Source organism: Microbulbifer epialgicus (assembly GCF_041447265.1).
Lineage (GTDB): Bacteria > Pseudomonadota > Gammaproteobacteria > Pseudomonadales > Cellvibrionaceae > Microbulbifer > Microbulbifer epialgicus.
The window spans coordinates 28799-55617 of record NZ_JBGMEK010000014.1; the positions used below are offsets into that span (position 1 = coordinate 28799).

23 protein-coding genes are annotated in these 26819 nt (G+C 51.3%); 15 read left to right on the forward strand and 8 right to left on the reverse strand.

The window, feature by feature from the left end; all coding sequences use genetic code 11:
- Positions 1 to 11 precede the first annotated feature (11 nt).
- The 3 genes from ACCI49_RS08525 to ACCI49_RS08535 are packed head-to-tail and all read left to right on the forward strand — an operon-like array spanning position 12 to position 2177.
- Positions 12 to 977, forward strand: a complete 966-nt coding sequence (locus ACCI49_RS08525) for an ABC transporter ATP-binding protein (RefSeq protein ID WP_371838539.1) — start codon at positions 12 to 14, stop codon at positions 975 to 977.
- A complete protein-coding gene (locus ACCI49_RS08530; protein ID WP_371838540.1) occupies positions 974 to 1735 on the forward strand; it encodes an ABC transporter permease in 762 nt (253 codons plus the stop codon). Before ACCI49_RS08525 ends, ACCI49_RS08530 begins: the two co-directional genes overlap by 4 nt.
- Positions 1736 to 1751: 16 nt before the next feature.
- The gene (locus ACCI49_RS08535; RefSeq protein WP_371838541.1) at positions 1752 to 2177 is read left to right on the forward strand and encodes a GFA family protein; all 426 of its coding nucleotides are present in this window, start codon (positions 1752 to 1754) and stop codon (positions 2175 to 2177) included.
- A gap of 6 nt (positions 2178 to 2183) precedes the next feature.
- Here ACCI49_RS08535 and ACCI49_RS08540 read toward each other — a convergent pair whose 3' ends face one another.
- Positions 2184 to 2816: a TetR/AcrR family transcriptional regulator gene (locus tag ACCI49_RS08540; protein ID WP_371838542.1), complete on the reverse strand. Its 633-nt coding sequence runs from the start codon at positions 2814 to 2816 to the stop codon at positions 2184 to 2186.
- A gap of 125 nt (positions 2817 to 2941) precedes the next feature.
- Between ACCI49_RS08540 and ACCI49_RS08545 the strand changes: the two genes are divergently transcribed.
- Positions 2942 to 4060 carry an efflux RND transporter periplasmic adaptor subunit gene (locus ACCI49_RS08545; protein WP_371838543.1) on the forward strand — a complete coding sequence of 373 codons (1119 nt, stop codon included), beginning with the start codon at positions 2942 to 2944 and terminating at the stop codon, positions 4058 to 4060.
- Positions 4061 to 4144: 84 nt separating this feature from the next.
- Positions 4145 to 7291, forward strand: coding sequence for an efflux RND transporter permease subunit (locus ACCI49_RS08550; protein WP_371838544.1), 3147 nt, complete (start codon positions 4145 to 4147; stop codon positions 7289 to 7291).
- 105 nt (positions 7292 to 7396) lie between these two features.
- On the opposite strand, the gene ACCI49_RS08555 is transcribed toward ACCI49_RS08550, so the two are convergent.
- Genes ACCI49_RS08555 through ACCI49_RS08565 form a run of 3 tightly spaced genes read right to left on the reverse strand, consistent with a single transcriptional unit; the run spans position 7397 to position 10691 of the window.
- On the reverse strand, positions 7397 to 8308 hold the full coding sequence (locus tag ACCI49_RS08555; RefSeq protein ID WP_371838545.1) for an MBL fold metallo-hydrolase: 912 nt from the start codon (positions 8306 to 8308) through the stop codon (positions 7397 to 7399).
- A gap of 36 nt (positions 8309 to 8344) precedes the next feature.
- On the reverse strand, positions 8345 to 9256 hold the full coding sequence (locus ACCI49_RS08560) for a glycerophosphodiester phosphodiesterase family protein (protein ID WP_371838546.1): 912 nt from the start codon (positions 9254 to 9256) through the stop codon (positions 8345 to 8347).
- Between the two features lie 46 nt (positions 9257 to 9302).
- A complete protein-coding gene (locus ACCI49_RS08565; RefSeq protein ID WP_371838547.1) occupies positions 9303 to 10691 on the reverse strand; it encodes a hypothetical protein in 1389 nt (462 codons plus the stop codon).
- Positions 10692 to 11527: 836 nt separating this feature from the next.
- Between ACCI49_RS08565 and ACCI49_RS08570 the strand changes: the two genes are divergently transcribed.
- From ACCI49_RS08570 to ACCI49_RS08610, 9 genes are all read left to right on the forward strand, one after another.
- A complete protein-coding gene (locus tag ACCI49_RS08570) occupies positions 11528 to 12121 on the forward strand; it encodes a helix-turn-helix transcriptional regulator (protein WP_371838548.1) in 594 nt (197 codons plus the stop codon).
- The gene (locus ACCI49_RS08575; protein ID WP_371838549.1) at positions 12118 to 12546 is read left to right on the forward strand and encodes a CsgE family curli-type amyloid fiber assembly protein; all 429 of its coding nucleotides are present in this window, start codon (positions 12118 to 12120) and stop codon (positions 12544 to 12546) included. The genes ACCI49_RS08570 and ACCI49_RS08575 overlap by 4 nt, the downstream gene beginning before the upstream one ends.
- The gene (locus ACCI49_RS08580; RefSeq protein ID WP_371838550.1) at positions 12546 to 12965 is read left to right on the forward strand and encodes a curli assembly protein CsgF; all 420 of its coding nucleotides are present in this window, start codon (positions 12546 to 12548) and stop codon (positions 12963 to 12965) included. The genes ACCI49_RS08575 and ACCI49_RS08580 overlap by 1 nt, the downstream gene beginning before the upstream one ends.
- A 31-nt stretch (positions 12966 to 12996) precedes the next feature.
- The gene (locus ACCI49_RS08585) at positions 12997 to 13869 is read left to right on the forward strand and encodes a CsgG/HfaB family protein (RefSeq protein ID WP_371838551.1); all 873 of its coding nucleotides are present in this window, start codon (positions 12997 to 12999) and stop codon (positions 13867 to 13869) included.
- Between the two features lie 49 nt (positions 13870 to 13918).
- Positions 13919 to 14455 (forward strand): hypothetical protein, encoded by a 537-nt coding sequence (locus tag ACCI49_RS08590; protein WP_371838552.1) that lies wholly within the window; start codon positions 13919 to 13921, stop codon positions 14453 to 14455.
- Between the two features lie 839 nt (positions 14456 to 15294).
- Positions 15295 to 16176, forward strand: coding sequence for a hypothetical protein (locus ACCI49_RS08595; protein WP_371838553.1), 882 nt, complete (start codon positions 15295 to 15297; stop codon positions 16174 to 16176).
- Positions 16177 to 16307: 131 nt separating this feature from the next.
- Positions 16308 to 17285: a right-handed parallel beta-helix repeat-containing protein gene (locus tag ACCI49_RS08600; protein WP_371838554.1), complete on the forward strand. Its 978-nt coding sequence runs from the start codon at positions 16308 to 16310 to the stop codon at positions 17283 to 17285.
- A 581-nt stretch (positions 17286 to 17866) separates the two neighbouring features.
- A complete protein-coding gene (locus ACCI49_RS08605) occupies positions 17867 to 18754 on the forward strand; it encodes a hypothetical protein (protein WP_371838555.1) in 888 nt (295 codons plus the stop codon).
- Positions 18755 to 19379: 625 nt separating this feature from the next.
- Positions 19380 to 20525 carry a hypothetical protein gene (locus tag ACCI49_RS08610; protein ID WP_371838556.1) on the forward strand — a complete coding sequence of 382 codons (1146 nt, stop codon included), beginning with the start codon at positions 19380 to 19382 and terminating at the stop codon, positions 20523 to 20525.
- Between the two features lie 52 nt (positions 20526 to 20577).
- Here the strand turns inward: ACCI49_RS08610 and greA are convergent, their stop codons facing one another.
- Complete coding sequence (greA, locus tag ACCI49_RS08615; protein ID WP_371838557.1) at positions 20578 to 21054, reverse strand: transcription elongation factor GreA; 477 nt, start codon at positions 21052 to 21054, stop codon at positions 20578 to 20580.
- 83 nt (positions 21055 to 21137) lie between these two features.
- The gene (gene carB / locus ACCI49_RS08620) at positions 21138 to 24365 is read right to left on the reverse strand and encodes a carbamoyl-phosphate synthase large subunit (RefSeq protein ID WP_371838558.1); all 3228 of its coding nucleotides are present in this window, start codon (positions 24363 to 24365) and stop codon (positions 21138 to 21140) included.
- Positions 24366 to 24533: 168 nt separating this feature from the next.
- Between carB and ACCI49_RS08625 the strand changes: the two genes are divergently transcribed.
- On the forward strand, positions 24534 to 24773 hold the full coding sequence (locus tag ACCI49_RS08625; protein WP_371838559.1) for a hypothetical protein: 240 nt from the start codon (positions 24534 to 24536) through the stop codon (positions 24771 to 24773).
- On the opposite strand, the gene carA is transcribed toward ACCI49_RS08625, so the two are convergent.
- Together carA and ACCI49_RS08635 are read right to left on the reverse strand one after the other, a co-directional pair.
- A complete protein-coding gene (carA, locus tag ACCI49_RS08630; RefSeq protein WP_371838592.1) occupies positions 24745 to 25893 on the reverse strand; it encodes a glutamine-hydrolyzing carbamoyl-phosphate synthase small subunit in 1149 nt (382 codons plus the stop codon). The genes ACCI49_RS08625 and carA overlap by 29 nt on opposite strands.
- Positions 25894 to 26224: 331 nt before the next feature.
- A complete protein-coding gene (locus ACCI49_RS08635) occupies positions 26225 to 26800 on the reverse strand; it encodes a YfiR family protein (protein ID WP_371838560.1) in 576 nt (191 codons plus the stop codon).
- Positions 26801 to 26819 lie beyond the last annotated feature (19 nt).

Here is a 26819-nt window from a genome sequence, read left to right on the forward strand (position 1 = left end):
AAGGAGAGAAAGTGGAACCTATTATTTCGATCCAGGGCCTCGGCAAAACCTATGCCGGAGGATTTACCGCCCTCAACAATGTTGACCTGCAAATTAAACGCGGAGAAATTTTTGCCCTGCTCGGCCCCAATGGTGCCGGCAAAACCACGCTAATCAGCATTGTGTGCGGCATTGTCAACGCCAGCCACGGCAAGGTCACCGTAAACGGTTATGACATTCAAAGAAACTATCGCAAGGCCCGCAATGAAATCGGCTTGGTGCCCCAGGAAATTTCGACCGACGCCTTTGAAACCGTCTGGGCCGCAGTGAAATTCAGCCGCGGACTGTTCGGCAAGGCTCCCAATCCCGCCTACCTGGAAAAAATCTTGCGGCAGCTGTCCCTCTGGGAAAAAAAGGACAACAAAATTATTACCCTGTCTGGCGGTATGAAGCGCCGACTGATGATTGCCAAGGCGCTGTCCCACGAACCCAATGTTCTGTTCCTGGACGAACCCACAGCAGGTGTAGACGTGGAGTTACGCCAGGATATGTGGGAAATGGTACGTGGACTGCAGGATTCCGGCGTCACAATTATTCTCACCACGCACTATATCGAGGAGGCCGAAGAAATGGCCGATCGCGTTGGTGTGATCAATCACGGAGAGCTGGTATTAGTAGAAGAAAAAAATATCCTAATGCAGAAAATGGGTGAAAAAGAACTCAGCCTGAATCTGCCTGAGCCCCTGCAGAAAATTCCCGATGCTCTTGCCGACCTGCCCCTTAGTCTGAGTGGCGACGGCAGCCAACTGGTATATCGCTTTGACGTCAAGAGCGAGGATACAGGTATCGCAGAATTCCTGCGCCGCCTCAATGCAGTAAATATAGAATTCCGCGATCTACACACCAGGGAAAGCTCGTTGGAGGAGATCTTTGTCAATCTGGTAAACGGCGCACGCCGTGAACGCGAGGAACTTCTGAGCAAGGAGACCCAGGAATGAACTGGTATGGAATAGCGGCAATTTACAAGTTCGAAATGGCGCGTACCTGGCGCACGCTGATGCAGAGTATCGCCTCCCCGGTACTCTCAACTTCCCTCTACTTTATCGTATTCGGGGCGGCGATTGGCTCGCGTATGGGAGATATCGACGGCGTCAGCTATGGAGCTTTCATTATTCCCGGCCTGGTTATGCTGGCGCTGCTGAGCGAAAGTATTTCCAACGCGTCTTTTGGGATTTTCTTCCCTAAATTCTCCGGTACCATCTATGAGGTTTTATCTGCGCCAGTATCGGCCTTCGAAATAGTCGCCGGATATGTGGGCGCGGCGGCATCCAAGTCCATAATTCTAGGGCTGTTGATCCTGCTAACCGCACGCGTCTTCGTGGATTACGAGATCGCCTACCCGTTCTGGATGATCATATTTTTGACGTTAACCGCCGTCACCTTCAGCCTGTTCGGATTTATTATCGGGGTCTGGGCGGACGACTTTCAGAAGCTGCAAGTTATCCCCCTGATGATAATCACCCCCCTGACTTTCCTCGGCGGAGCCTTTTATTCCATCAGTATGCTGCCGGAAATGTGGCAGAAGATTACCCTGTTTAACCCGGTGGTCTACCTGATCAGCAGCTTTCGCTGGGCTTTTTACGGAGTGGCCGATGTCAACCTGGGCCTCAGTATCGGAATGATCCTGCTGTTCCTGCTTCTGTGTTTGACCACTATCTGGTGGATATTCCGCACCGGCTACCGTATTAAAACCTGACCCAGAGGGCACGGGAATGGAGACGATCCACGAAGGGGGCTGTGTCTGTGGCACTGTGCGTTTTCGCGCAGTGGGCAAGCCGCGCCGAGTCAGCCTCTGTTCCTGTAGCTGGTGCAGGAAGCGCACCGGCAGCCTGTTGGGCGTGTCGGTGTATTTCGACAAAGAAAAGGTGGCCTTGCCCAGTCGTCAACTGAGAAGCCATCGGCTAATGTCCGATGCGGGTCGCTGGATTAAGTGTCAGTTCTGCATACACTGCGGCAGCGCACTCAGCTGGACCCTGGAATTCTTGCCCAATTATCGCGGCATTGCCGGAGGCGCCTTCGACGATCCGGCATTTATCCAACCCGAACGCTACGTCTACTGCCAACACAAACCAAGCTGGTTGGAAATCAGTGAGGATATCAGCCGCTGTCCGGTTATGCCGAACAGCCCGGGCCAATAGCACAAGTCAGCAGTAACCCCGCATAAATAATGTTACCGCCTTGTGCACCCGCTCGCGCCGCTCCTCCTCCCCCTGAACCGCACAGCAGCCAATCAACACGCGCATATGACGGCACCCCATCAGTATGCCGATAAAATCCTCGGCGGCTTCCGCCGGATCCTCTACTCGTAGCTTGTCCATCTCGGTAGCGCGGCGCAGTACCTGCTCAATACCCTGTAGGACACGCTGGGGACCTGCGTCGAAGAACAACTGTGCCAATTTCGATTCTTGCGAGGCTAAGGCACACAAAAGCCGTAACAGACGGATGCTATCTTCGTTGTCCACCATGCTCAGGAAGGCCTGGCCAATGCGCTCCAGGACCTCTGCCACCGAATCGTCCTCTCTCAGGTCGAAAATAGGCAGGGGCATCATCATCTCGCAACGAGAGGTGATAGCCGCACTGAATAGCGTCTCCTTATCGGAGAAGTGGCTGTATACCGTGAGCTTCGACACCCCTGCAGCAGAGGCCACCGCATCCACGCTGGTGGCGGCAAAACCTTTGGACAGGAACAGCCCTTTGGCTGCATTGAGAATAGCCTGGCGTTTGGCCAGGTCCTTGGGGCGACCGCGCTGGGCGGCACCTTGAGGCTGTTCAGACATAGCACTCCATATACTGGACTCGTCAGTTTAATAAATTTACTATACTCGCCAGTATAACATTACCGGCCGCCCGGCCATTTCCAATCCGACCAGGATTCACCTCGCCGCCGAGGAAGGGAGCCCCTATGTACCGATCGCTACTCTTCGCCACACTGTCGCTAAGCCTGCTACTGTCTGCCTGTACGCCATCGGAACCCACCGAGAAAGCAGATAAGCCCCGCCCGGCAGTAATGGTCCGCCCTCAGATAGCCAGCGCCCAGTTGGATGTTTACCCGGGAGAAGTTCGCGCGCGCTTCGAACCAGCCCTGGCCTTCCGTATAGGTGGCAAGATGCACCGGCGCCTGGTCAATGTGGGAGACCGTGTTGAAAAGGGACAACCCCTCGCCGAGTTGGACACGGAAGACCTGCTCTTGCAATTGGACTCTGCCCGCGCACAATTGACATCCGCCAAAGCCGACCAGCGCCTGGCAAGCAGCGAGCTTGAACGCCACCGCAAACTACTCGAGCGCCAACTGGTCAGTCACTCCCAATTCGAGACCGTGGAAACCCGCTATGAGGCCAGCGAGGCCCGTTTGCAACAGGCCCAGGCACAGCTCGACGTGGCGCGCAACCAGGCCGCCTACGCTGAGCTGAAAGCCCCGAAGAGCGGCGTTATCGCTCGACTTATGGCGGAAGCTGGCCAGGTTGTGGCCGCCGGACAGGGGATTTTTGAACTGGCCGCCGATGGTGAGCGCGAGGTGCGTATCGACCTGCCGGAACAGGCTATCGCCAATTTCCGCGTGGGACAGCCTCTCACTGTGGAACTCTGGTCGCAGCCCGGTAAATCCTTTTCTGCACAGGTGCGTGAACTCTCCCCCGCCGCAGACCCAATTTCCCGCACATTTGAGGCTCGCGTTGCCTTTACCAATCAAACCAGGGGCATTGAGATAGGCCAGAGCGCCCGAGTATTTGTACCCAGGAAGGCCGCTACCGACATTCTGCAAGTGCCCATGTCCGCAGTGAGCGCCGACGCTGGCATAGCTTTCGTGTGGGTGTTGGATAGTGAGCAGCAAACCCTGCACAAAACCCAGGTCACGGTGGGGCCCTATGGCCAGGAGTTTGTGCCGATATTTGCAGGCCTCAGTGCCGACGACTGGATAGTGGCCGCCGGCACCCACCTTATATTGGAAGGGCAGCGGGTACGCCCGGTGGACCGTATGAACCGACCAATCGACCCGGACCGCACTCTCGCACGCCAGGATTAAACGGCCGGCCACAACACAGAAAAAAAGCGAACGGGCACCATTCGCAGCTGCCCCCAACAAAGTTGCCAATACGCGGCACGCTAAATGCACCCGCGCAAACCAGATAGAGAAACTGCCATGGGTTTTAACCTTTCCGAATGGGCACTGAAAAACCGCCCGCTGGTACTCTACGCCATGATCGTACTGGGGCTGCTGGGCGCCGTTTCCTATACGCAGCTGGGGCAGAGTGAAGACCCTCCTTTTACTTTCAAAGTGATGGTGATCAACACCCTGTGGCCAGGCGCCAGTGCCGAGGAGGTTTCGCGCCAGATTACCGAGCGTGTAGAAAAGAAGCTGCTGGAGACCGGCGACTACCAGCGTATCTCCTCCTTCTCCCGCCCCGGCCAGTCCCAGGTCTTGTTTGTCGCCCGCGACGACATGCACTCGCGGGATATTCCTGACCTCTGGTATCAGGTGCGTAAAAAAATCAGCGATATCCGCCACACACTCCCCCCGGATATCCAGGGTCCGCTTTTTAATGATGAGTTTGGCACCACTTTCGGCAACATCTACGCCCTCACCGGCAGCGGCTTCGATTATGCGCTAATGAAGGATTACGCCGAGCGCCTACAGCTGGTGCTGCAGCGAGTCAAAGATGTCGGTAAGGTGGAGCTACTGGGCCTGCAGGATGAAAAAATCTGGGTGGAGATTTCCAACACCAAGCTCGCCTCCCTGGGTATTCCTCTCACCGCAGTCCAAAGTGCCCTGCAATCGCAAAACCAGGTGGCCGACGCGGGCTTTATCGATACCGTGAGTGACCGGGTACGCATCCGCGTTAGCGGTCAATTTCACTCGGTTAATGAAATTCGCCAGTTTCCCATCACCGCCAATGGACACACCCAGAGACTTGGGGATATCGCCGAAGTACGTCGCGGTTTCAGCGACCCAGCGCAGCCTCGCATGCGTTTTATGGGGGAGAACGCCATTGGCCTGGCCGTGTCCATGAAAGAGGGAGGCGATATTCTCAAGCTGGGTAAACAGCTTGATGCCACCTTCGCCGAATTGCAGGAAGACCTGCCGATCGGCATGCAGCTGCGCAAGGTTTCCGATCAGCCCGCAGCGGTAAAGCGCGGCGTAGGGGAATTCCTGCAGGTGCTGGCCGAAGCCCTGGGCATTGTGCTGCTGGTGAGTTTCTTCTCCCTCGGTAGCCGCCCCGGTATGATAGTGGCGCTGTCGATTCCATTGGTGCTGGCCATGACGTTCGCATTGATGAGCTACTTCAACATCGGCCTGCATAAAATTTCTTTGGGTGCTCTGGTACTCGCCCTCGGCCTGATGGTGGACGACGCCATTATCGCCGTGGAAATGATGGCAATAAAAATGGAGCAGGGATTGAGCCGGCTTAAGGCGGCCGGTTTTGCCTGGACCAGCACCGCTTTCCCCATGCTCACCGGTACCCTGATTACCGCCGCCGGCTTTCTGCCCATCGCGACAGCCCAATCCGGCACCGGAGAATACACCCGCTCCATTTTCCAGGTAGTCACCCTGTCGCTAGTGGTTTCCTGGATTACCGCGGTGGTGTTTGTGCCCTACCTCGGCCACTACCTGCTGCCCAACCTCGCGCGCCGCGACCACAGTGGCGAACTGCAGGACCCCTACCAGAAACCCTTTTACCAGCGCTTCCGCCGCCTGATCACCTGGTGCCTGCGCCACCGCAAAACCGTGATTATGGCGACGCTGGCGATCTTTATCAGTTCTTTGGCCTTGTTCCGTCTGGTGCCACAGCAGTTTTTCCCCTCCTCCGGGCGCCTGGAACTGTTGGTGGATCTCAAGCTGGCAGAGGGCGCCTCGCTGAAATCCACCGAGTACCAGGCCAAACGCTTGGAAGCACTACTGGATAAAAACGAACAAGTGGAAAACTATGTGGCCTATGTGGGCACTGGCTCACCCCGCTTCTACCTGCCCTTGGACCAGCAGCTGCCAGCGGCCAGCTTTGCCCAGTTTGTGATCATGACTCGCAGTGTGGAAGAGCGCGAACAGGTACGCAGCTGGCTAATTGAAACCATGGGAGAGGAATTTCCCACCCTGCGCAGCCGCATATCCCGCCTGGAGAATGGTCCACCGGTTGGCTACCCGGTGCAGTTCCGCATTTCCGGTGAGCATATTGGTGAAGTGCGCAGTCTTGCCCGCCAGGTAGCTGAGCGCGTGCGGGAGAACCCCCAGGTGACCAACGTGCACCTGGACTGGGAGGAGCCCAGCAAAACCGTCAACCTGAATATCGATCAGGACCGCGCCCGCACCATGGGCATTGACAGCGCGTCTTTATCCCGAGCCCTGCAAAGATCGCTCACCGGCATGACGGTGAGTCAATACCGCGAGGGTAACGAGCTGATCGATGTGCGTGTGCGCGGCGACGAACAGGAGCGCTACGCCCTGGGCCAACTGGGCAACCTTGCGGTACAGACCAACAGCGGCCGCAGCGTACCCCTAAACCAAATCGCCACTCTGGAGTACGGCTTCGAGGAGGGCATCATCTGGCACCGCGATCGCCTGCCCACAGTCACCGTGCGCGCCGATATTTACAGTAAAGAGTTACCCGCAACGGTGGTGAATGAGGTCTGGCCGCGGTTGCAGACCATTCGAGACCAGCTGCCACCCGGTTATCTGTTGGATGTTGGCGGTAGTGTGGAGGAATCCGAACGCGGGCAGAAGTCGGTTAACGCCGGAATGCCGCTATTTGTCCTGGTAGTATTTACTCTCCTGATGCTGCAGCTGCGCAGTATGTCATTGTCCACCATGGTATTCCTCACCGCACCGCTGGGCCTGATTGGCGTCACGCTGTTTTTGCTGCTGTTCGGCAAACCCTTCGGTTTTGTGGCCATGCTCGGCACTATTGCCCTGGCCGGTATGATCATGCGTAACTCGGTGATCCTGGTAGACCAGATCCAGCAGGATATCAGCCAGGGCCTGAGCGCCTGGGATGCTATTGTCGAATCCACCGTGCGGCGTTTCCGCCCCATCGCCCTCACCGCCCTCACCGCGGTGCTGGCGATGATTCCGCTGTCCCGCAGCGACTTCTTCGGGCCCATGGCCGTGGCCATTATGGGCGGGCTGATCGTGGCCACAGGCCTGACCCTAATCTTCCTGCCAGCACTATACGCCGCCTGGTTCCGGGTACGCGAGGAAAGCAAAGGAGATGCTGCGGAAACCGCAGCCAGCTTTGACAGCGCGCCCCCACAGGGAAGTCACTGAGAGAGCGGCTGCGATCCTATACCGCCGCTAAAAAAAGGGCCCGGATAGTGATATCCGGGCCCTTTTTTATTGGACGGGTTTATTCAGTTTGTGTTTTAACACCTATCAGGAATTGTTAGCTTTGGCGGCCAGAGAATCATAGACAATTCCAGTCCAGATATCCGGAGTCATAAAGCCCTGGCCATATTTGTCATCAAAATCCTTGGTAGGCTTGGTGGCAATCACCTGCTCGCGATTTTTACCAGTATTGATCAGCTTCAGAATACGGTCCCGCAGCGTCGCCAGCATGTCCCGCTGCACTTTCATTTCTGCAGGGGTACTCAAGGGTCCGTGGCCGGGAATGATTTTGGTTTCTTTCCCCGACAGAGCCAGGGCAGTATCCATGGCCTCAATCATGCCATCCACAGAGCCCCCAGAGGATAGATCGATAAATGGATAGGTGCCGTTAAAATAGATGTCCCCCATATGAATTACATCTGCTTTGGCAAAATGCACGATGGCGTCACCGTCGGTATGGGCCGAGCCTACATGCTGCACCCGCACCTTGTCGCCATTCCAATGGAAGGTAGTGGCATCGCTAAAGGTAATCACCGGCAGCGCCTCAGGCGGTGAAGGCTCAACCTTGCGCTTAAAAGCCTCGATAAACTGCTCGGTACTCACACGCTCACGTACATTTTCATGGGCCACGATCAGTACGCCGCTTTTACCCAGGTTCTCATTACCACCGGTATGATCTCCATGCCAGTGGGTATTGATCACAAAGCGTAGGGGTTTGTCCGTCAAGCCCGTCACAGCCTTCTGAATTTTGGCAGTGAGCGGCGCATACTGGTCATCGACCATAAAAGTACCGTCTTCCCCAACCAATACGGCAATATTGCCGCCCGCCCCTTTAAGCATATAAACATTGCCCGCTACAGGCTCACTGATAATTTCTACTTTAGAAAAACGGTCCTCCGCCAATACCGGGGTGGTTAGCAGCGACGCCACCAGCGTCGCGATACCTGCTATCTGCTTCATGAAGATTTCTCTATTGTTATTTTCATAGGGTTATATTTAGGGGATCTGGCCGAGCAGCTTTGGCGCCGCTCCAGGCTCCCGGTCGGGCAACATTGCCAACAAGATATCCGGGCGGTCGGTAACAATACCATCCACTCCCAGGTCGATATAGTGCTGCAAATCGGCCCGACTATTTACCGTCCAAACAGAAAGATGCAGGCCGAGCTTACGCACAGCACGCACCGTGCCAGCAGTCACCACATCAATACCGTAACGACACATGGGCAGTTGCGTCGTCTGGTAATTGGGGGCTAGTAGGTTTTCTGCGCGAATTAACTGGGCAAAATACAGTCGTGCCGCCTCCCAAGTCGCCGCCCCCGTAGCAATGTCGGGACTGAGTCGCCGGAATTCCCGTATTACCTCCTGGTGAAAGGTAGCAACAATCACCTGGCTCTGTTTGCCGAGGCGCTGCAATGCCTCGCTCAGCACTTCTGCTACTCGATATTGCTTACTCTTTATATCCAGGATGAGAGGGGTATTTTCCACCACCTGGAATGCTTCTTCAAAGGTGAGGATTCGCAGCGGATTATCGCGGTAGGGGTAGGATTCCCCATCGTGGCTCCATTGATAAGCAATATTCAATGCCTGCAGTTGGGCCAGGGTCATCTCTTCGACAAAGCCGCTGCCATCTGATGAGTCCTTCAAATCCGGATCATGTAATAACACCAGATGGCCATCCGCAGTCAACCAGAGGTCGATCTCAATCCCATCGACACCCATCTCGACCATTTTTTGCAGGTATAGCAGGGTATTTCCGGGGTAGAGACCATTGCCACAATCATTGCCGTGGGCAATGACCATCGGGCCCTGCAATTTTGGAAGTTTCAGGGCAGATTTTCGTGCAGGCCTTGAGCGCGCATAAAGAAACAGCACAATCAGAATAATGCAGAAAACCAACAGCATAACCATGTATCACCACCACCAATATCAATAAGATTGGCTATCCACAAAAGCATTACACATTTCCAGCTTGCTCTGCAGGCAACCCCTCTCCCACTTTTCCATTGATGCCTGCTGGCTGGCCTTCCCTCCCAGTGCCAGCTCTTTTTTGATCTTGTTGCCTGCGCAAATAAAGCTTGTACAACCACAAAGGCAGGAAAACCACCAGATCGTAAATTCGATTCAGAATGACACCACTATGCAGCGAAACCAGGGCAAGCAGGCGCAACAATGTTGCAAGCAAGCGTAATGTAAAGACCAAAAACATCCCCAATACAGTGCGCGCCGAGGAAATAAATTGCTCCAGTGGTATTGCAGAGAATGCCAAGACCAGCGGTAGAGTAAAACCTAGCCCCATTTGCGCCAACAATAAGGTCCAATGCAATTCGGTCTCCCCCAGGCCCCCGGTAATTCCCTCAGCAACGCCCGCCAACAACTGATCCCGCTCGAAAAGCAACTCCCTGGAAAATGCCAGGCTCGCCTCCACTCCGGCAAATAGAAGCAACAAAATGACTGCCGACCACTTCAGGCTTCGGCGCGTACTGTCTGTCAAGGCATCAATCGAAGGAAATAATCGCGTAATCCCCAGGCATTCCATAACTACCAATCCGATGCCGACCTGGAGGAAGATCAGCACGAAGGCGAAAATATCCGCGGTAAAGAAGTTACCCAGCAGAATATTACCGCCGACAATTTCAGAAACTGGGCGCGCGATTAACTGGAAATTCACCAATATACCTGCCGATACCACGAGTAGGAAAACCGATGAAGCCAGAAAACGATTAAAAGAGGAGGCGGTGAGAGTGCGCAGCCCACGATCACTTTCCTGCACAATTTCCTCGTAGCGCTCTATATGGCCATCCAGAGCTTTAGCACGACGAATCACCGACTCCACATTCTTATTTATCCGCCCGAGTGTTTTCAGCATTGCACGCCAGCTTGGCATCATACGCTTAAGCAGTTGGTGCCGCTCACGTGTGGATTCCCGATAGGATTCGAGCGCTCTGGATTCGGCCTTTCGCATTGAGTGATTAATGGTATCCAGCACATCGGCCACCACCGAGTCGTCCTGGGCCGGTATCTCCGATACGGAGCGAATAGCCCTGGCCCAATTGGAAGGCTCCGGAGGGACCTCCGCACTGTGTACATAATCCTCATCAAGCGCAGCCAGCTGTTCGCATAGGCGGCGGTGAAGAGTAGGATATTGCGACAACTCCCGCCGCATAGTGGCCTCTATCCGCTCGAGCTCCCGCTCAATGCGTCGCTCAGCGGCCTCTTTCCCCGCAGCAAGTAATACTTCCTGATTACGTACAACTAACCGCTGCTCGGCTGCCGCAAAAGCAAGACTTGCAAACCGCAAAGCGCGATGGGACAAGCGCGCCAGCGCATAAATAGCTCTGTGCACCGGCCCTCTAATCAAAAATAGCGAGCACAATCCCAGCAGGAGCCACAGCCAAATTGGCAGACTTTCTATATACACTGTCACTTTATCCCCCCAAAAAATATGCCGGTAGACCATCCTAACAGCTGGAAACCATACAATCGCCCAAAAGCTCACACTATATATGGCTAGACGTCAACATCAACACCAGCCTACGCCCCCCCTAAAGTGGAAAAACCACGTTCTGTGGAAGATTAAAATAGCGCGCCAGACTGCTTGTCTCGATTTCCGCCAATCAAAAAACTCACGTTTACGAGCCCGCCACTTTCCGATTGAAAGACCCTAGCCATTCTGATGCACGATGCACGATGCACGCCACATTTCCAAAAACAGAATTCCCCTCAATGGCAACGCTCATGCACTATTCATCGTAATCAATCAAAAAATAGCTATTAAGAGCCGCCATGAGTTGAGAGGAAAAGATATAAGCCTCTGCTCCTCTTAGGCACACTGAAAATCATATTTTAAAAAATGAGATTCTTACACCAACATTCAAATTTCATCTAAACACAAAAAACAACTCAATAAAAACATCGACGACAATGTCAAAAAATACGTTTTTTAAGAAAAAATAAGGCATCCTTTTTTCCAAGCTGATCTACTCCCCCGACTACACTCCAAACTAAATTCTCATTGAGTGAGTTGTTTTGCCTAACCTCAAGTAGGATTACACGTACACATCGATTCCTGCTGCAAAAGGAATCATAAGACAAATCCAGAGACTTTCACGACAGAACAGCACAGAGCTCAAGCTGATGCTTAAGCAGCGTTAATATTTACCAAGGAGAGGTACGAGGTATATGCCGGTTCTTTTTTTTAGCAATTCCGGCCTGCAAGGCGAACTTTTGTTTTCACTTTTTTCTCAGAACATACCCAACCCCTGGGAAAAGTCCAGCATCGGAAAACAAAGACACTGCCTGCAAAATTATGAAGCAATCATTATTGATTGCTGGCAGTTTGACGCATCTGCGAGTGCCAAAAGATTTTTGTCTGACCTAAAAAAAATCAAGCATCCCAAAGCTTTTCTTATAAACTTTCCACCGGACCTGCCAGTACATGTAACAGAAAAGCTGCGCCAGAATGGATTCCACTTACTATGTGACAGCAGCACTAGCCAAGAAAACCTCACACAAAAAATAAAACATGCAATAAATAGCTGTGAGAAAAGACACCAAAATAGTCACGCAAATTACTTATCCCTGACTCGAAGAGAACAGGAAATTTTAAATCAATTAACCGGTGGAGAGTCCAACAGTGATATCGCGACCAGGCTACATCTGAGCGAACATACAGTCAAAAACCATATGTATAAGATATTTAGAAAAATTGGAGTCAAAAACCGCCTACAAGCTAGTAACTGGGCAAAAATGAATCTTTTGGAAGAGAAAATATGAGGCCAGCGCTGCTGATTTTCATGTTCCTTACCGTTCATGTCATAGCGCAGGATGACACCATTGTTCCACCAGCAGACACAGATTCTGGCAGGCTTGAAGACGAAATTAGCGGATTTAATATTGATCGCACAATAACACGAACAGGGCATGATTTCGCACGATTCATGAGTGAATATAGGAACTTGAATTATCCGGATGCCACTTACAACTTAACAATTTATGAGCGACCTTCTGCACGCTGGGGTAATTTAATCTGGGTCACCTATAACGACAAAATAGTATTTCGGCGTTTCATAAGTCCAAGTACTAACAATATCCATCGCCTGGCCGATGAAGCTGCCCAGTATATTCATGAGGCTGTGCTACAGGAGCGCGTACGCAGCGCACTTACTGACAATTTTGACTTGGGAAAGGACGAATTTTAATGAAGATCAAATCACTGATAGTGACGGCCATAGTACCTTTCAGTATTTTCGTAAGCGGTACAGGAAATACTACGGAGTTAATATACGAACCCGTGAATCCGAATTTTGGCGGCAATCCCCTAAATGGCACCTACCTTCTCCAAAATGCTCAGTCGCAAGATAGACATGAAGACCCAAACAAGCCTGAAGATCTTTACGAACAGCCCAGCGCACTCGATCGTTTTACCGATTCTCTAGAAACCCGACTCCTTAATCAACTTCTCACAGATGTTGGAGATGGCAACAGCGGAGAGTTGATTACTGACGATTTTGTTGTGCAGATCGTTGATAACGATGGCGTGCTTACAGTATTGATTACCGATCGAAATACTGGTGATAAAAGCGAAATAATAGTGAGTGGGCTAAACCCTGCTAACTAGTGTCCGGTCCAACTCCGAAGGAAAACTGGCAATGCGTAATGCAATAAAAATAGCCATAGCTTTGCCCATAATGGCGTTCATTCTCTCTTTAAGTGGGTGTTCAGCGGTTAAAAGCCTCGGTGATGCTTTATTTGGCCCCGGGCGCACAGATGCCATGCTAACCCCCCGTATGAATACTTACCGGGACTTACTGAATTTACCCGAACCCAGAGGGAAAATTCTTGCTGCGGTGTACAATTTCAGGGATCAAACCGGGCAATATAAGCCAGCTCCTAATAGTAGCTTCTCAACTGCCGTAACTCAGGGCGGTGCAGCCATGCTAATGGATGTACTTAATGAATCTGGTTGGTTTATTGCCCTAGAAAGAGAGGGGTTACAAAACCTGCTGACAGAGCGAAAGATTATTCGGGCAGGTCTTACCAAACCCGATGCGCCAGTCAACAATAATATCCCCCTACCGACACTTATCGCCGCTAATGTCTTACTGGAGGGAGGTATTGTCGCATATGACCAAAACATCCAGACTGGCGGCGCCGGTGCACGCTACTTTGGCATCGGAGCGGATGAGCAGTACCGTGTAGATCAGGTCACCGTTAACCTTCGGGCAATCGACATTCGTTCCGGCCGAATATTGCACTCTGTATTGACATCTAAAACAGTCTATTCAAAAGCAATCAGTGCCGATGTGTTCCGCTATGTTAGATTTCGGCGTCTATTAGAAATGGAGGCGGGAACCACATTCAATGAACCCGCACAGCTTGCTATGCTATCAGCTATGGAATCTGCCGTGATTCACTTGATCAGCGAGGGCATTGTCCACAATTCCTGGGCACTGGCTAACCCTGATGACATCAACAATCCAGTGTTGCAGTATTATTTAAATGACAGCACGGTGATTATGTGAGAGGCAGTATAAATAGTGGAAGCGTCAAACAGGCTGAGGGACCATGCCAATGATCGCCAAACAATTTCAATATCTCACATTTGCTACGACCCTTGCATCTGTTTCCGCATTTTGCAACGGTGCGGACCTGGATGCAGCGAGCGAGCTGGCCGTATCCAGTGAATTAAGTGCTGCCAACCTCCTTTCAGTATCCAATCTCACTGTCGTCAACCAGGAAGGTGGCGCGAATAATGTATATGTGCGCCAAACAGGGCAGACAAATTACACCTCGGCTCGTCAGGATGGTAATAGAAATAGTCTCTCTGTTACACAGGCAGGTGAAGACAATATTGTTTTATCCAGTCAAGTAGGAGATCAAAACCTCAGCGGCCTAATACAAGTAGGCTATGAGAATTTCATCGATATAGATCAATACGGCATGGGAAATACTGCGGGCATTTCGCAGTTCGGCATGCAAAATAGTGCTTACGTCGAAGAGATAGGGTTATTACATAAAGTCCATGTTTACCAGAGCGGAAATGGTTTGCATGCCTCGGTGAGAGTAACAGGAACTGCAACGACAACTTACATCAATCAGTATGATTAAAATTTTTACCTTTCATTTAAAAGCACATTGAGTAGATTTCAGATTAAGAAAGCAGGCTTATATTCATAATAACCAATAACTAAAAAATAATTCGACAACACCAACAAGCCAAGAAAAATTTTATTTTCAAAATTATGTAATATAAAGTTAAATTGCGATAAAATATTTTTTACATAAATGCACTTGATCAAGATCAAAGCATTTATTGCTCTAAAAAGTGGCATCAATAAGTAAAATTTTGTTAATAGTTCACTCATTTTGTTTAAACTAATGTATCTACCCCTTCATCTTTCGTACAAATACGCACACCAGACATCTCGCCAGCAAAATTGTTCAAAAAACGAACTATTTTCCTATCTTTTAGGGACTTCCGTCCTATAGCAAAAACTCGTATTAACAGCAAAACTCATAACATATTCGATCAAGACACATTCAAAAAATACGAGATCCAAATTTCAGCTTCATTGGAACTCCGCCCCAGGCAACAGATAACGCCTAGCAGTCAAACTCTCTGGCCAAGTTAGGCGCGACTAATTTGTCATAATTTTCAGAAATGAATTATACGGGCATTCAAACTAAGAGTTTTAGTGGGAGCTAGACGAGATACCCTAGCCGCACTCACTAACAAAGAACATGATTTAGCTTTTCAATCTACAGGAAGTACCTTTCCTTGAAGTGAAGGGCCGAAAACTGGTGGTGTTAGTCCGCCAATGAAACCGGGTTCAATGAAACTGATGTTGTCTCCGCTAAAGCATCAGCGATATCAGTGTAATTGTTCAGTAGGTCTTCTGACCACATCTTGCACGTGTAAGTTTTATCAAGGAAGAAAGAGGTTATCTATGAACAAGCTAGCTCCCATTGCAACAGCCGTTATTCTATGCGCTGCAGGTAGCGCACAGGCAGCCAACAACCAGGTCTTTCAAACCCAGGTAGGCGCTGGCAACGGTGCAGTGGCCACCCAGGTTGGCCCAGGCAATGATTTTAATACTATCGTCCAAGTCCAGGCCGGACTCCTGAATGGCTCAACGGCTATCCAAACTGGCGGCAATGATTTTGGCCGAATTGAGCATACTCAGGTTGGTAATTTTAACACTGCTCTTTCACTCCAGACAGCATCTTTAGGATCAGTTGCTGGCGTTAATCAAGCTGGAACCTTTAACTTCGGCTTTACATCGCAGGGCCCACTAACCTTTGGAAGCCGGGCTTTCGTTAACCAAACCGGTCTCGGTAATGTCGGAACCGTTGTACAAACTCTTAGCGTTTTAGATTCTACTGTTATCACACAAACCGGTCTGTTCAACATTGCCGCCGTAGTACAGCCTTTCGGTGCATTTAATACTGCGACAGTGAATCAATTTGGTATTTTGAATATTGCTGGACACACACAAATTGGACTTGGAAATGTTCTTTCGTCCAATCAGATAGGTGCACTAAATATCGCTGGCGCCACCCAAGTTGGAGCGTTTAATAATTCCACTCAATTTCAACTTGGAGTTCTAAACATATCTGGTCATTCACAGTTCGGCATTGGTAATACCGCATTTACTGGACAGCTAGGTATTCTCAATATAGATAGTGTTGTCCAAGCTGGTTTTGGCCATACTGCCGCTACTACACAGGCTGGTTTGCTGAATTTCCACAGTACCACTCAACTCGGCTTCAATGAAACCTCTGTAGCCAGTCAGGTTGGCGTAGGTAATGTAGGTATAGTTGTACAGTAATTCCTTCATAAACTCTCTTTTAGGCGGCCTTAATCTGGCCGCCTTTTCCATGCAGAAAATTCTAAATTAAATTGAGCGTACACACCATTAATCTCAATATCTTATAGAGAAGATCCGCAGGTACATTTTATATGAAATCGATACTGAAAAGTGCTATTTATCCCATCACTATTTTGGGCCCTTTAATTTCTGCTCATACTCTAGCCGTTCAATGTTACGACACGGTACTAACTCCAACTGTACTTGTACAGCCATTAAATTGTGAGCTGACAATAACCAATCCTTATGCGCTGACTATTGTTGGACCAACGGGAAGCTTGAGAATGCTGGGTGCGGGGCAGATTGAATGCAATAACACATTGGATGAAGGCAATGCAGGCATATTGGTAAAGGGCATTTCCGCAAGCGTTATTGGTGGGAAGATTGATTCTTGCCCAAATGGAATAGAGCTTGATGGAATAGGTTCCCACACTATTTTGAACACACAAATATTGGATTTTACTGATAATGGCATCAGTGTCACAAGCAGTTACAACACGATTTCAAACTCAAAAACGATAGGTCTAAACGGAAGTGTGCATGGCATAGTTATCAACGATAAAAGTAACTACAACACAATAAATAACAACTATATCAGCAGTGCTGGATCGGATGGCATCAACGTTAACGGACAATACACATCAATCACGCTAAATGAGATAGAAAACAATGGGCTAAACGGGATTAAAATCGACGCGGACAACAGCACCATAAGTAATAATTTATTAAAATTTAATACCGATGATGGTATCGACATTGAAACAGGCTTTAACACAGTATCCGGCAACGTTGTGATCGAGAATGGTGAAGATGGAATTGAACTTGAAGGCACTGGGTCTGAAAACATTGTCACTTTTAACTATGTTGATAACAATTTCGAAGTTGGCATAACCATCGACTCTCTAACCACCATCAACAACACCGTAAAAAATAATACCTCTATTAACAACGGGCTTGATCTTAATGACGATAGCGAAAACATGACCTGTACAAATCAGATCAATAATTGGAGCAATAATGATGTAGGCCCAACAGGCACATCCAACCCTCCCTGTTTAAAAGATCAGTAGCCTGATCAAATTCTAATCCAATTTTGTTTTAAGGATAATTACACTTTATCGACGAAAAAATAAGCTAGGCAACATAAAATTTCACATCATCGAGAAGTGAAAATAATGGTAAGAGTGAATGTTTGCATTGCCACCATTTATTTTCACTTCTCGTTCTAATTATTGAAGCGACAATAATGTTGAAGATGAAATTACCGACCCCATAAGCTTTGCAACCCTATAAGCAATACTGGCTTACTTGGCATGGATCACATTATCAAGGCGTTAGCCCCTAGTGTGCTTATGCATCGACAATAGATGATTTTTTATTAAGGTAAAAAATAAGACTAAAAAACCTTACCATATTGGCAAAGTTTGCTCTGCTTATCTAAAGAAAACTCAAAAAAACTGTCAACAATTACAATAAACAAAAAGCCTAATGCCAAACCGCTTCTCTTTTGAAATAGTCAACTAGAGTACCACTGTAACTATTGGTTTCTCGATGAAAACCTCTTTTATTACATCAATTTCATCCCGCTCCGGATCTGCGTCGGGCATGAGGATGGGAAAATATGACTTGTAGTAATGCACAGGAGTAAGGAGTGAACAGATTTACCGTTTTACCCCTGGTGGTGCTATTTACCACCAGTGGCTTGGCCAATGCGGCGGGGAACACATCCACACTGGAACAAAGTGGTTCCAGCAATACGGCTTTAGCGGATCAAAATAGCGCTGCAATAGATAACAACATTGAAATTTTTCAAAGTGGCAGCTTACATAACGCTGAAGCAGATCAACGGGATGAAATTGAGAGCACTATCTACCAGGTTCAAAGGGGAACACTGAACGACAGTTACAGCCTGCAACTAGGGGGCGCAAACAATAGTGTTTTAATCTTTCAGTCTGGTACAGCCAATAAGGCCAAAACCTACCAATTGTCCACGCACAATAGTAAGGCGATCATTCGCCAGGGTGGGGTGGGCAATGTAGCGGAGATCCAGCAGCACCTGGGCAGTGGCAATAATTCAGTTATTGAGCAAATTGGCAGTGTGCATGGCGCCTTTGTCGGCCAATATGCCAGCTTCGATTCTGAAGCCTATATCTTCCAGGAAGGCTCTTACCACGATGCAATAATCAAGCAGGAGGGCGCTGGACACTACGCCAGTATTCAGCAAATGGGCGCATCCAACAGCGCCGACATCTTACAGAGAGATATGCATAACGAAGCAGATATTATTCAAAATGGTGATGGCAATGCTGCTACCATTGTGCAAGTTTCCTGGTATAACAGCGCCTTTGTTAACCAGGACGGCTATATGAATAGTGCCAATATTATGCAGTCAGGTGCGGGCGGCTTCGGCGGAGGCCACTTGGTCATTGTGAACCAATCAGGCGGCATGAATGATGCCACTGTGATTCAAAGCGGTTTTTCAGAGTCTGCCAATATTACCCAAACAGGGTATGGCAATAAGGCCGTTGTACATCAATAAATTCTTACTTTAGCCTTGCTGAAGGGCATCGAGGCCTTTCAGCAAGGCTGCACCTGCTGTACCTAACTTACTTTCCGGGCTGGGCTACCCAGTAATTTTACAATTGATTTGGACGTAATATTTCCTTAAAAAATAGCCTGCTTAGGCTCGTTTTTCAGCGGGTTTATCCTTATTCATCATTTCTGTATTTCGAGTCTCTTATAAATAATCACTTTGCATAAAGGGACGAATCAGGGTCTAAATTAGATTTTTTATGTCGCTTATTTTTTTTGCTAAAAATAGAACTTTATTCCCACAGAAATAGAACTTCTCTCCTATAGCCGCAACCAGTTATAGGGACAAGAATGAAGGGGACGGAACAAATATTTGGACTCCTAAGCAGGATCAAGGATGCCAACGACCATGCACCAGTTTCCCCCCCCCCAGCATTTCCTTCGACACAGTCTACCTGCGTTTCAATCAAAATGATTGTCTACGCGACCAGTTTACAGTTGTGCGCTCTCAGCTGATTTGGCGCCTTTACTGTAAATCCCCCGGCACAGGGCTAAAGGACTAAGTGCCACACTGCTCAGCCCAATAAAGCTGAACGTATTTTTCATTGATGTTTGTTGTAATGGAGAAATTCATGAAGACTCTGACCCCTATCGCTGCCGCTATCGCCTTCGCTATCAGCGGTGCTGCTTTTGCAGCCGACAATGTTACCGAGCAGGCCCAATATGGTCACGGCAATGACGCCTACGCTATCCAACTTGGCTCCGACACCAAAGACAACCTGATCTTGCAGAAGCAATATGGTAACTACAATAAAGCTGCTGCTGAACAGGCCAATGAGCACGACAGCAAAGCAATTCAGTATCAACACGGTGATGCTAACCACGCGAATGTTCTGCAATATGGCGGGGGATATAACCACTCTGTCAGTAAACAGATTGGTGACTACAACCGCTCTAAAACCCTGCAATTAAATGAGTACGTCAGTAAGTCTTTCCACCATCAAGAAGGTAATGGCAACAAGGCGAAAACTCTCCAGGCTCATGGTGCGTATAATGTTGCCAAGATCAAGCAGAGTGGCAACTATGGTGAGGCATCCATTAAACAGGTGGGTAGTTACGGCGGTGTGGTCGTAATCAAACAAAAAGGCTATTGGAACGAAACCGACGTTATTCAATACGGTGTGGGGAACTACGTCGGTATCCACCAGAAGCACGGCGGCTTGAACGATGCCCATGCGCACCAGACCGGAAATCACAATGACGCCCATATTGATCAGAAAGGCTGGCTAAACGACGCCGATATTCACCAACCCGGCGATTACAATTACGCCAGAATTAAGCAGCGCGGCTACAGAAATGATGCTGAAATTGATCAGTATGGCGACCACAATGATGCCGTCGTTCGCCAAAGAGGTCGGAGGAACGACGCTGACGTAGACCAGTACAGTGATAAAAGCTACGCCGATATCAAGCAGCATGGTTATAGAAATGATGCCGATATCCGTCAGGTTTACGGGAAGCATCATGATGCGTTCATTGACCAGAAAGGCTGGTACAACGAGGCGGATATCTCCCAGGCCGGCTACTACCACTACGCGAACGCTCAGCAGGTTGGATATGGTAACGATGTATACCTGGGCCAGATAGGTAAAAAGCACGAGGCGGTGGCAGTCCAGGTTGGTGGTTACAACGATATCTTGGTAGGCCAGTTTGGCCACTGTGAAACTGCACTGGTCCTCCAGGTGGGCCATGGAAACAGCAGCGTCGTATTCCAATAATCGCTCTTCACCAAAAAGGGCTGCCACTGGCCGCCCTTTTTTTCTGCTTGTATTACAGATGCGCTACCGTATCGATCTCATACTCCACCACACCAGATGGCGTGTGCACTACCACCACATCTCCGACTTCCTTGCCAATCAGGGCACGTGCAATCGGTGAATTCACAGAGATTTTTTTGTTTTTTACATCGGCTTCATCGTCACCCACAATCTTGTAAGTCACTTCCTGGTCATCATCCAGGTGAATAATCGTCACCGTAGTGCCAAAAATGACCTTATCACTAGGCTCAATCGACTTAACATCGATAACCAGAGATTGCGACAGTTTGGCTTCAATTTCCTGGATACGCCCCTCGATAAAGCCCTGCTTCTCCCGCGCTGCGTGATACTCGGCATTTTCTTTCAAATCACCGTGTTCGCGCGCCTCGGCAATCGCCTGCACCACCGCAGGACGCTCGACCTTTTTCAGATTATCCAGTTCTGAACGCAGCGCTTCCGCGCCTTCAACGGTCATTGGTACCCGGTTCAATGTGGGACCTCCATTATTGTTACGACGAAACCGGGCCAAGTAAAACCACTATGCCCGGCCGAAATTCACAAGTTGATTAGCTTTTAAGAGAGCTTGACGACACGCTGGTGAAGATCCTGTAAGCGACGCACCTGCAGCGGTTGCTCCTGGCGCATCGCCATCGCCATGGCCTGAGCGGCCGCCAGGGTGGTGGTGTAGCACACCTGGTGGTTCTCGGCACTGCGACGGATATCCGCAGAGTCGCGAATCGCCTGGCGCCCTTCGGTGGTGTTCACCACCAGTGCAATCTCATCGTTTTTAATCATATCGACGATATGCGGGCGACCTTCACTCATCTTGTTGACGGTTGTAACGGGAATATCGTTTTCTTGCAAGACCTTGGCGGTGCCACGGCTGGCAATCACCTCAAAGCCCAGCTCCACCAGATCGCGGGCAACGCCCACTGCATCGGCCTTGTCGAAGTCACGCACAGAGATAAATACGCGGCCGGACTCCGGCAGGCGATCGCCAGCGGCAACCAGGCCCTTGTCGAAGGCTTCCGCGAAGGTGGCGCCTACACCCATCACTTCGCCGGTAGACTTCATCTCTGGGCCGAGAATCGGGTCCACTTTCGGGAACTTGTTGAAGGGGAATACCGACTCTTTGACGGAGTAGTAATCCGGAACAATCTCTTCGGTAAAGCCCTGCTCTTTCAGGCTGATACCCGCCTGACAGCGCGCAGCCACTTTCGCCAATGAGGTACCGATGCACTTGGAGACGAACGGTACGGTGCGGGAAGCGCGCGGGTTCACCTCGATCACGTAGATCTCGCCGTCCTGATAGGCCAGCTGGGTGTTCATCAGGCCAACCACGCCCAGTTCGCGAGCCATGGCTTTCACTTCCTCGCGCATACGGTCCTGCACATCCGCCGGCAGGCTGTAAGGAGGCAGGGAGCAGGCGGAGTCACCGGAGTGAACACCACACTGTTCGATGTGCTGCATGATGGCGCCGATCACAACGTCCTGGCCGTCGGATACCGCATCGATATCCACCTCAATGGCGGCGTTGAGGAAGTGGTCCAGCAGTACCGGCGCTTCGTCGGAAACCTGTACCGCTTCTTTCATGTAAGTGAGCAGTTCGTCTTCCTTGTAGACAATCTCCATGGCGCGGCCACCCAGTACGTAAGACGGGCGCACAACCAGCGGGTAGCCAACTTCTTTTGCGGCCTGGATGGCTTCGGAGACGGAGCGCACGATAGCGTTCTTCGGCTGCTTGAGGCCGAGGCGCATAATCATCTGCTGGAAGCGCTCGCGGTCTTCGGCGCGGTCGATCTGTTCCGGGGTGGTACCGATAATCGGCACACCTTCGTTGGCCAGGTAGCGCGCCAGGTTCAGAGGGGTCTGGCCGCCGAACTGTACGATCACGCCTTCCGGCTTCTCTTTGGCAACAATTTCCAGCACATCTTCCAGGGTTACCGGCTCGAAGTAGAGGCGGTCGGAAGTGTCGTAGTCAGTGGAAACGGTCTCCGGGTTACAGTTGACCATAATGGTCTCGTAACCGTCTTCGCGCATCGCCAGAGCGGCATGTACACAGCAGTAGTCGAACTCGATGCCCTGGCCGATACGGTTGGGGCCACCGCCGAGTACCATAATTTTCTTTTTGTCGGACGGCTGCGCTTCGCACTCCTCATCGTAGGTGGAGTACATGTAAGCAGTAGAGGTGCTGAACTCAGCAGCACAGGTGTCCACGCGCTTGTAAGAGGGGAATACACCCAGCTTGTGGCGGAATTCGCGCACACTCTTTTGGCTCACCCCCAGTAAGTCCGCGAGGCGGCGATCGGAGAAGCCCTTGCGCTTGAGGAAACGCATATGCTCAGCAGTCAACGCTGAGGTAGGCAGTGACTTGAGCGGCTCTTCAATTTTGATCAGCTCTTCGATCTGCACCAGGAACCAGGGATCGATACCGGACAGGTCGTAAACTTCGCCGACGCTCATGCCCATGCGGAAGGCGTCGCCCACATACCAGATACGCTCGGCACCGGGTACGGAAAGTTCACTGCGCAGGCGGCTCTCAGCGCCGTCTTTGCTTGGGTCAATCTTGCTTTCCAGACCAAAGCTGCCCACTTCCAGGCCGCGCAGGGCTTTCTGCAGGGACTCCTGGAAGGTACGGCCGATGGCCATTACTTCACCCACAGATTTCATCTGGGTAGTCAGGCGCGCATCGGCCTCGCCGAATTTCTCAAAGGTGAAGCGCGGAATCTTGGTGACAACGTAGTCGATGGACGGCTCGAAAGACGCCGGAGTGGCACCACCGGTGATGTCGTTTTGCAGCTCATCCAGGGTGTAACCCACTGCCAGCTTGGCCGCGACCTTGGCGATCGGGAAACCGGTGGCCTTGGAAGCCAGTGCGGAGGAGCGGGATACGCGGGGGTTCATTTCGATCACAACCACGCGGCCAGTCTTCGGGCAGACGCCGAACTGTACGTTGGAGCCGCCGGTCTCAACGCCGATCTCGCGCAGTACCGCGATGGAGGCGTTGCGCATCAGCTGGTATTCCTTATCGGTCAGCGTCTGCGCCGGAGCAACGGTGATGGAGTCACCGGTGTGTACACCCATCGGGTCGAAGTTCTCGATGGAACATACGATGATGCAGTTGTCGTTCTTATCTCGAACCACTTCCATCTCGTACTCTTTCCAGCCGAGCAGGGATTCGTCAATCAGCAGTTCGTTGGTGGGGGAGAGATCGAGACCGCGCTTACAGATCTCTTCAAACTCCGGCCAGTTGTAGGCCACACCGCCACCGGAGCCACCCATGGTGAAGGACGGACGGATAATTACCGGGAAGCCGAACTCTTCCGGTACTTTCTTCGCCTCTTCCATGGAGTGGACGATCTTGGCGCGCGGAGTTTCCAGGCCGATCGCCTTCATCGCCTTGTCGAACAGGTCGCGGTCTTCCGCTTTCTCGATAGCGTCTTTGTCCGCACCGATCAGCTCGACATTGAATTCCTTCAGGACACCGTGCTTGTCCAGGTCCAGTGCGCAGTTCAATGCTGTCTGGCCGCCCATGGTGGGCAGGATGGCGTCAGGGCGTTCCTGCTCGATAATCTTGGCTACGGTGCGCCATTCCACCGGCTCGATATAGGTGGCATCGGCCATGGCTGGGTCGGTCATGATGGTGGCCGGGTTGGAGTTCACCAGGATCACCCGGTAACCCTCTTCGCGCAGCGCCTTACAGGCCTGGGCGCCAGAGTAGTCAAATTCGCACGCCTGGCCGATCACGATGGGGCCTGCGCCGATAATCAGAATGCTTTGGATATCTGTGCGTTTTGGCATCTTTCTTCCGTTCTACTACCGGCTAAGGCCGGCTGCGCTAAATTTCATTCGTTTCTTGTAAGGAGACTCTAAACAACTCCGTGATGCCTCTGGCTTGCAGAGCGGTTCACAATCAAGGCGCGGCTTCGCAGGAATGTCTAGACCTTTCAAGAAGTCGCAACGCGGAGTGTGAATCGCTATGCAAGCCCCGAAGGGCGGGCCTTGAAGGCCACAGCTGCTGCGTTGCAGCTCTTGCAAAGGGCTACGGCCATTCGCGGCGAGCTGCGCCTAACATCTGCAGCCTTCAAGGACCCGCAGAGGTATTACGGCGTTATTCAGAGTCTCCTTATAACCGCCGCAAAAGCGGCGGTTATTTGCCCTACCCTGGGCGGCTACGCCCTTAGGCGCGCTCTTTCATCAAATCGATAAAGTGGTCGAACAACGGTGTCACATCGTGTGGGCCCGGGCTCGCTTCCGGGTGTCCCTGGAAGCTGAAGGCCGGCTTGTCCTTCAGGTGAATACCCTGCAAGGTACCGTCGAACAGGGACTTGTGGGTAACTTCCACATTGTCCGGCAGGCTGTCGGCGTCCACTTCGAAACCGTGGTTCTGTGCAGTGATCATCACCTTGGTGCTGTTCAGGTCCTGTACCGGATGGTTGCCACCATGGTGACCGAACTTCATCTTGGCAGTTTTACCGCCCACCGCCAGGCCCAGCAGCTGGTGGCCCAGACAGATACCGTAAGTCGGGATACCGGCGTCGAGGATCTCTCGGATAGCAGTAATCGCGTACTCACAGGGCTCGGGGTCACCGGGGCCATTGGACAGGAATACACCGTTGGGATTCATCGCCAGTACTTCGGAAGCAGGGGTCTCCGCCGGTACTACTGTGATATCACAGCCGCGATCCACCAGCATACGCAGAATATTGCGCTTCACACCGAAGTCGTAAGCCACTACTTTGAAGGGCTGTTCCGGCGCGGCCTTGTGGCCTTCGCCCAGTTCCCAGGTACCTTCGCTAAAGGGGTAGGCTTCCTTGGTACTCACCACCTTGGCCAGGTCCATCCCTTTCAGACCGGCAAATTCCTTGGCCTTGGCCAGGGCTTCTTCGCGATCGATATTGTCACCGGCGACGATGCAACCGCTCTGTGCACCTTTATCGCGCAGCAGGCGGGTCAGGCGACGAGTGTCAATATCGGCGATACCGACGATATTGCGCTCGCGCAGGTAGTCTTCCAGGGATTGCTCGTTGCGAAAGCTGCTGGCGAGCAGCGGCAGGTCGCGGATTACCAGGCCGGCAGCCCAGATTTCAGCGCACTCCTCATCTTCCTGGTTAGTGCCAGTGTTGCCGATGTGCGGGTAGGTCAGAGTCACAATCTGGCGGGCGTAGGAGGGGTCGGTGAGGATCTCCTGGTAACCGGTCATGGATGTGTTGAACACTACCTCGCCAACAGAACTGCCGTGGGCACCGATTGCGCGTCCTTCAAAGACGCTACCATCAGCGAGCACCAGCAGCGCGGGAGTTGTACTCTGCATAAAGTTGTGGGGCATGAAGGCCTCCGACGTAGGGACAGCTTTAGTCAAATTGAACTCCAATCTTCAGAACTGCTTCCGGGCGGGGTTTGTGGGCTTTGGAGCACGCGGCTCCTGACTGGCGCGCGCATAAAAAAGCGAGATGAAACATCGCAGCTTCATCTCGCTTTAAAAATCTTTTCACGCGCGGCTCTCACAAATTGGCCGATGCTTGCCACCGGCTTTTTGGTGGGCTCGCGCTGCGCGATTCAGCTTCGCGGCACCGGCCCAAATTCGGGCGCAGATTCTACGCGAATTCGCTTCTAGACGCTAGTGCAAAAATACGCCAACCGCAGCGGGCCAATATTGTTCAATTCGGTTTCTGTCCGAGACGGAACAGGCTGTTCCCCATTTTCAGCTCCGCCTTCTCCAGCATGGTCTTGTTCATGCGCAAAGCCACCTCGCCGCCCCTGTCAGCAAACTCGATCATGCCGCCGGTTGCGGCGAAGCGCTTGGCATCGCTGATGGTGAGGACCGGGAAGAATTCTACGGCCACCAGAATCTTTAATAAATTGGCGCGCTCCATGGCACCAAGTATCACGATCTGGCATTTTCGCGCGCGCAGCATCTCCTTCAGATCGATCTTCTCCAGCTCCACCCGGCGACCATCGATACGCTGATTTTTGAAGCGCTCAGCCAGCGGTTCATCGAGGGAACCTCCTCCCATCAGACAGACTTTGAAAGGTGCATTATGGTTAGCAAAGGCATTCACCGGCCACTGCAGGTTGTAGGCGAAGTGCAAAATGTAATCCACCATCACCCGTCGCCCCAGAGGGGTATCGGAGAGGTACACCGCTGCCTGTACCCCCGACCCGATAAGCAAAGTTAGAAATAGGATAAAAATCAGGGACAGGCGGGAGAAGGTGCGACAGCTGCGAGTTTTCACGGTCGTTCAAGCCCTGGGG

Coding starts and splice junctions, on each gene's coding strand:
- ACCI49_RS08600 (WP_371838554.1), top strand. CDS start 16,308: ATGAAATCGATACTGAAAAGTGCTATTTATCCCATCACTATTTTGGGC.
- carA (WP_371838592.1), bottom strand. CDS start 25,893: ATGCCCCACAACTTTATGCAGAGTACAACTCCCGCGCTGCTGGTGCTC.
- ACCI49_RS08570 (WP_371838548.1), top strand. CDS start 11,528: ATGCCGGTTCTTTTTTTTAGCAATTCCGGCCTGCAAGGCGAACTTTTG.
- ACCI49_RS08580 (WP_371838550.1), top strand. CDS start 12,546: ATGAAGATCAAATCACTGATAGTGACGGCCATAGTACCTTTCAGTATT.
- ACCI49_RS08560 (WP_371838546.1), bottom strand. CDS start 9,256: ATGGTTATGCTGTTGGTTTTCTGCATTATTCTGATTGTGCTGTTTCTT.
- ACCI49_RS08530 (WP_371838540.1), top strand. CDS start 974: ATGAACTGGTATGGAATAGCGGCAATTTACAAGTTCGAAATGGCGCGT.
- ACCI49_RS08550 (WP_371838544.1), top strand. CDS start 4,145: ATGCACCCGCGCAAACCAGATAGAGAAACTGCCATGGGTTTTAACCTT.
- ACCI49_RS08575 (WP_371838549.1), top strand. CDS start 12,118: ATGAGGCCAGCGCTGCTGATTTTCATGTTCCTTACCGTTCATGTCATA.
- carB (WP_371838558.1), bottom strand. CDS start 24,365: ATGCCAAAACGCACAGATATCCAAAGCATTCTGATTATCGGCGCAGGC.
- ACCI49_RS08555 (WP_371838545.1), bottom strand. CDS start 8,308: ATGAAGCAGATAGCAGGTATCGCGACGCTGGTGGCGTCGCTGCTAACC.
- ACCI49_RS08545 (WP_371838543.1), top strand. CDS start 2,942: ATGTACCGATCGCTACTCTTCGCCACACTGTCGCTAAGCCTGCTACTG.
- ACCI49_RS08610 (WP_371838556.1), top strand. CDS start 19,380: ATGAAGACTCTGACCCCTATCGCTGCCGCTATCGCCTTCGCTATCAGC.
- ACCI49_RS08535 (WP_371838541.1), top strand. CDS start 1,752: ATGGAGACGATCCACGAAGGGGGCTGTGTCTGTGGCACTGTGCGTTTT.
- ACCI49_RS08585 (WP_371838551.1), top strand. CDS start 12,997: ATGCGTAATGCAATAAAAATAGCCATAGCTTTGCCCATAATGGCGTTC.
- ACCI49_RS08595 (WP_371838553.1), top strand. CDS start 15,295: ATGAACAAGCTAGCTCCCATTGCAACAGCCGTTATTCTATGCGCTGCA.
- ACCI49_RS08540 (WP_371838542.1), bottom strand. CDS start 2,816: ATGTCTGAACAGCCTCAAGGTGCCGCCCAGCGCGGTCGCCCCAAGGAC.
- ACCI49_RS08590 (WP_371838552.1), top strand. CDS start 13,919: ATGATCGCCAAACAATTTCAATATCTCACATTTGCTACGACCCTTGCA.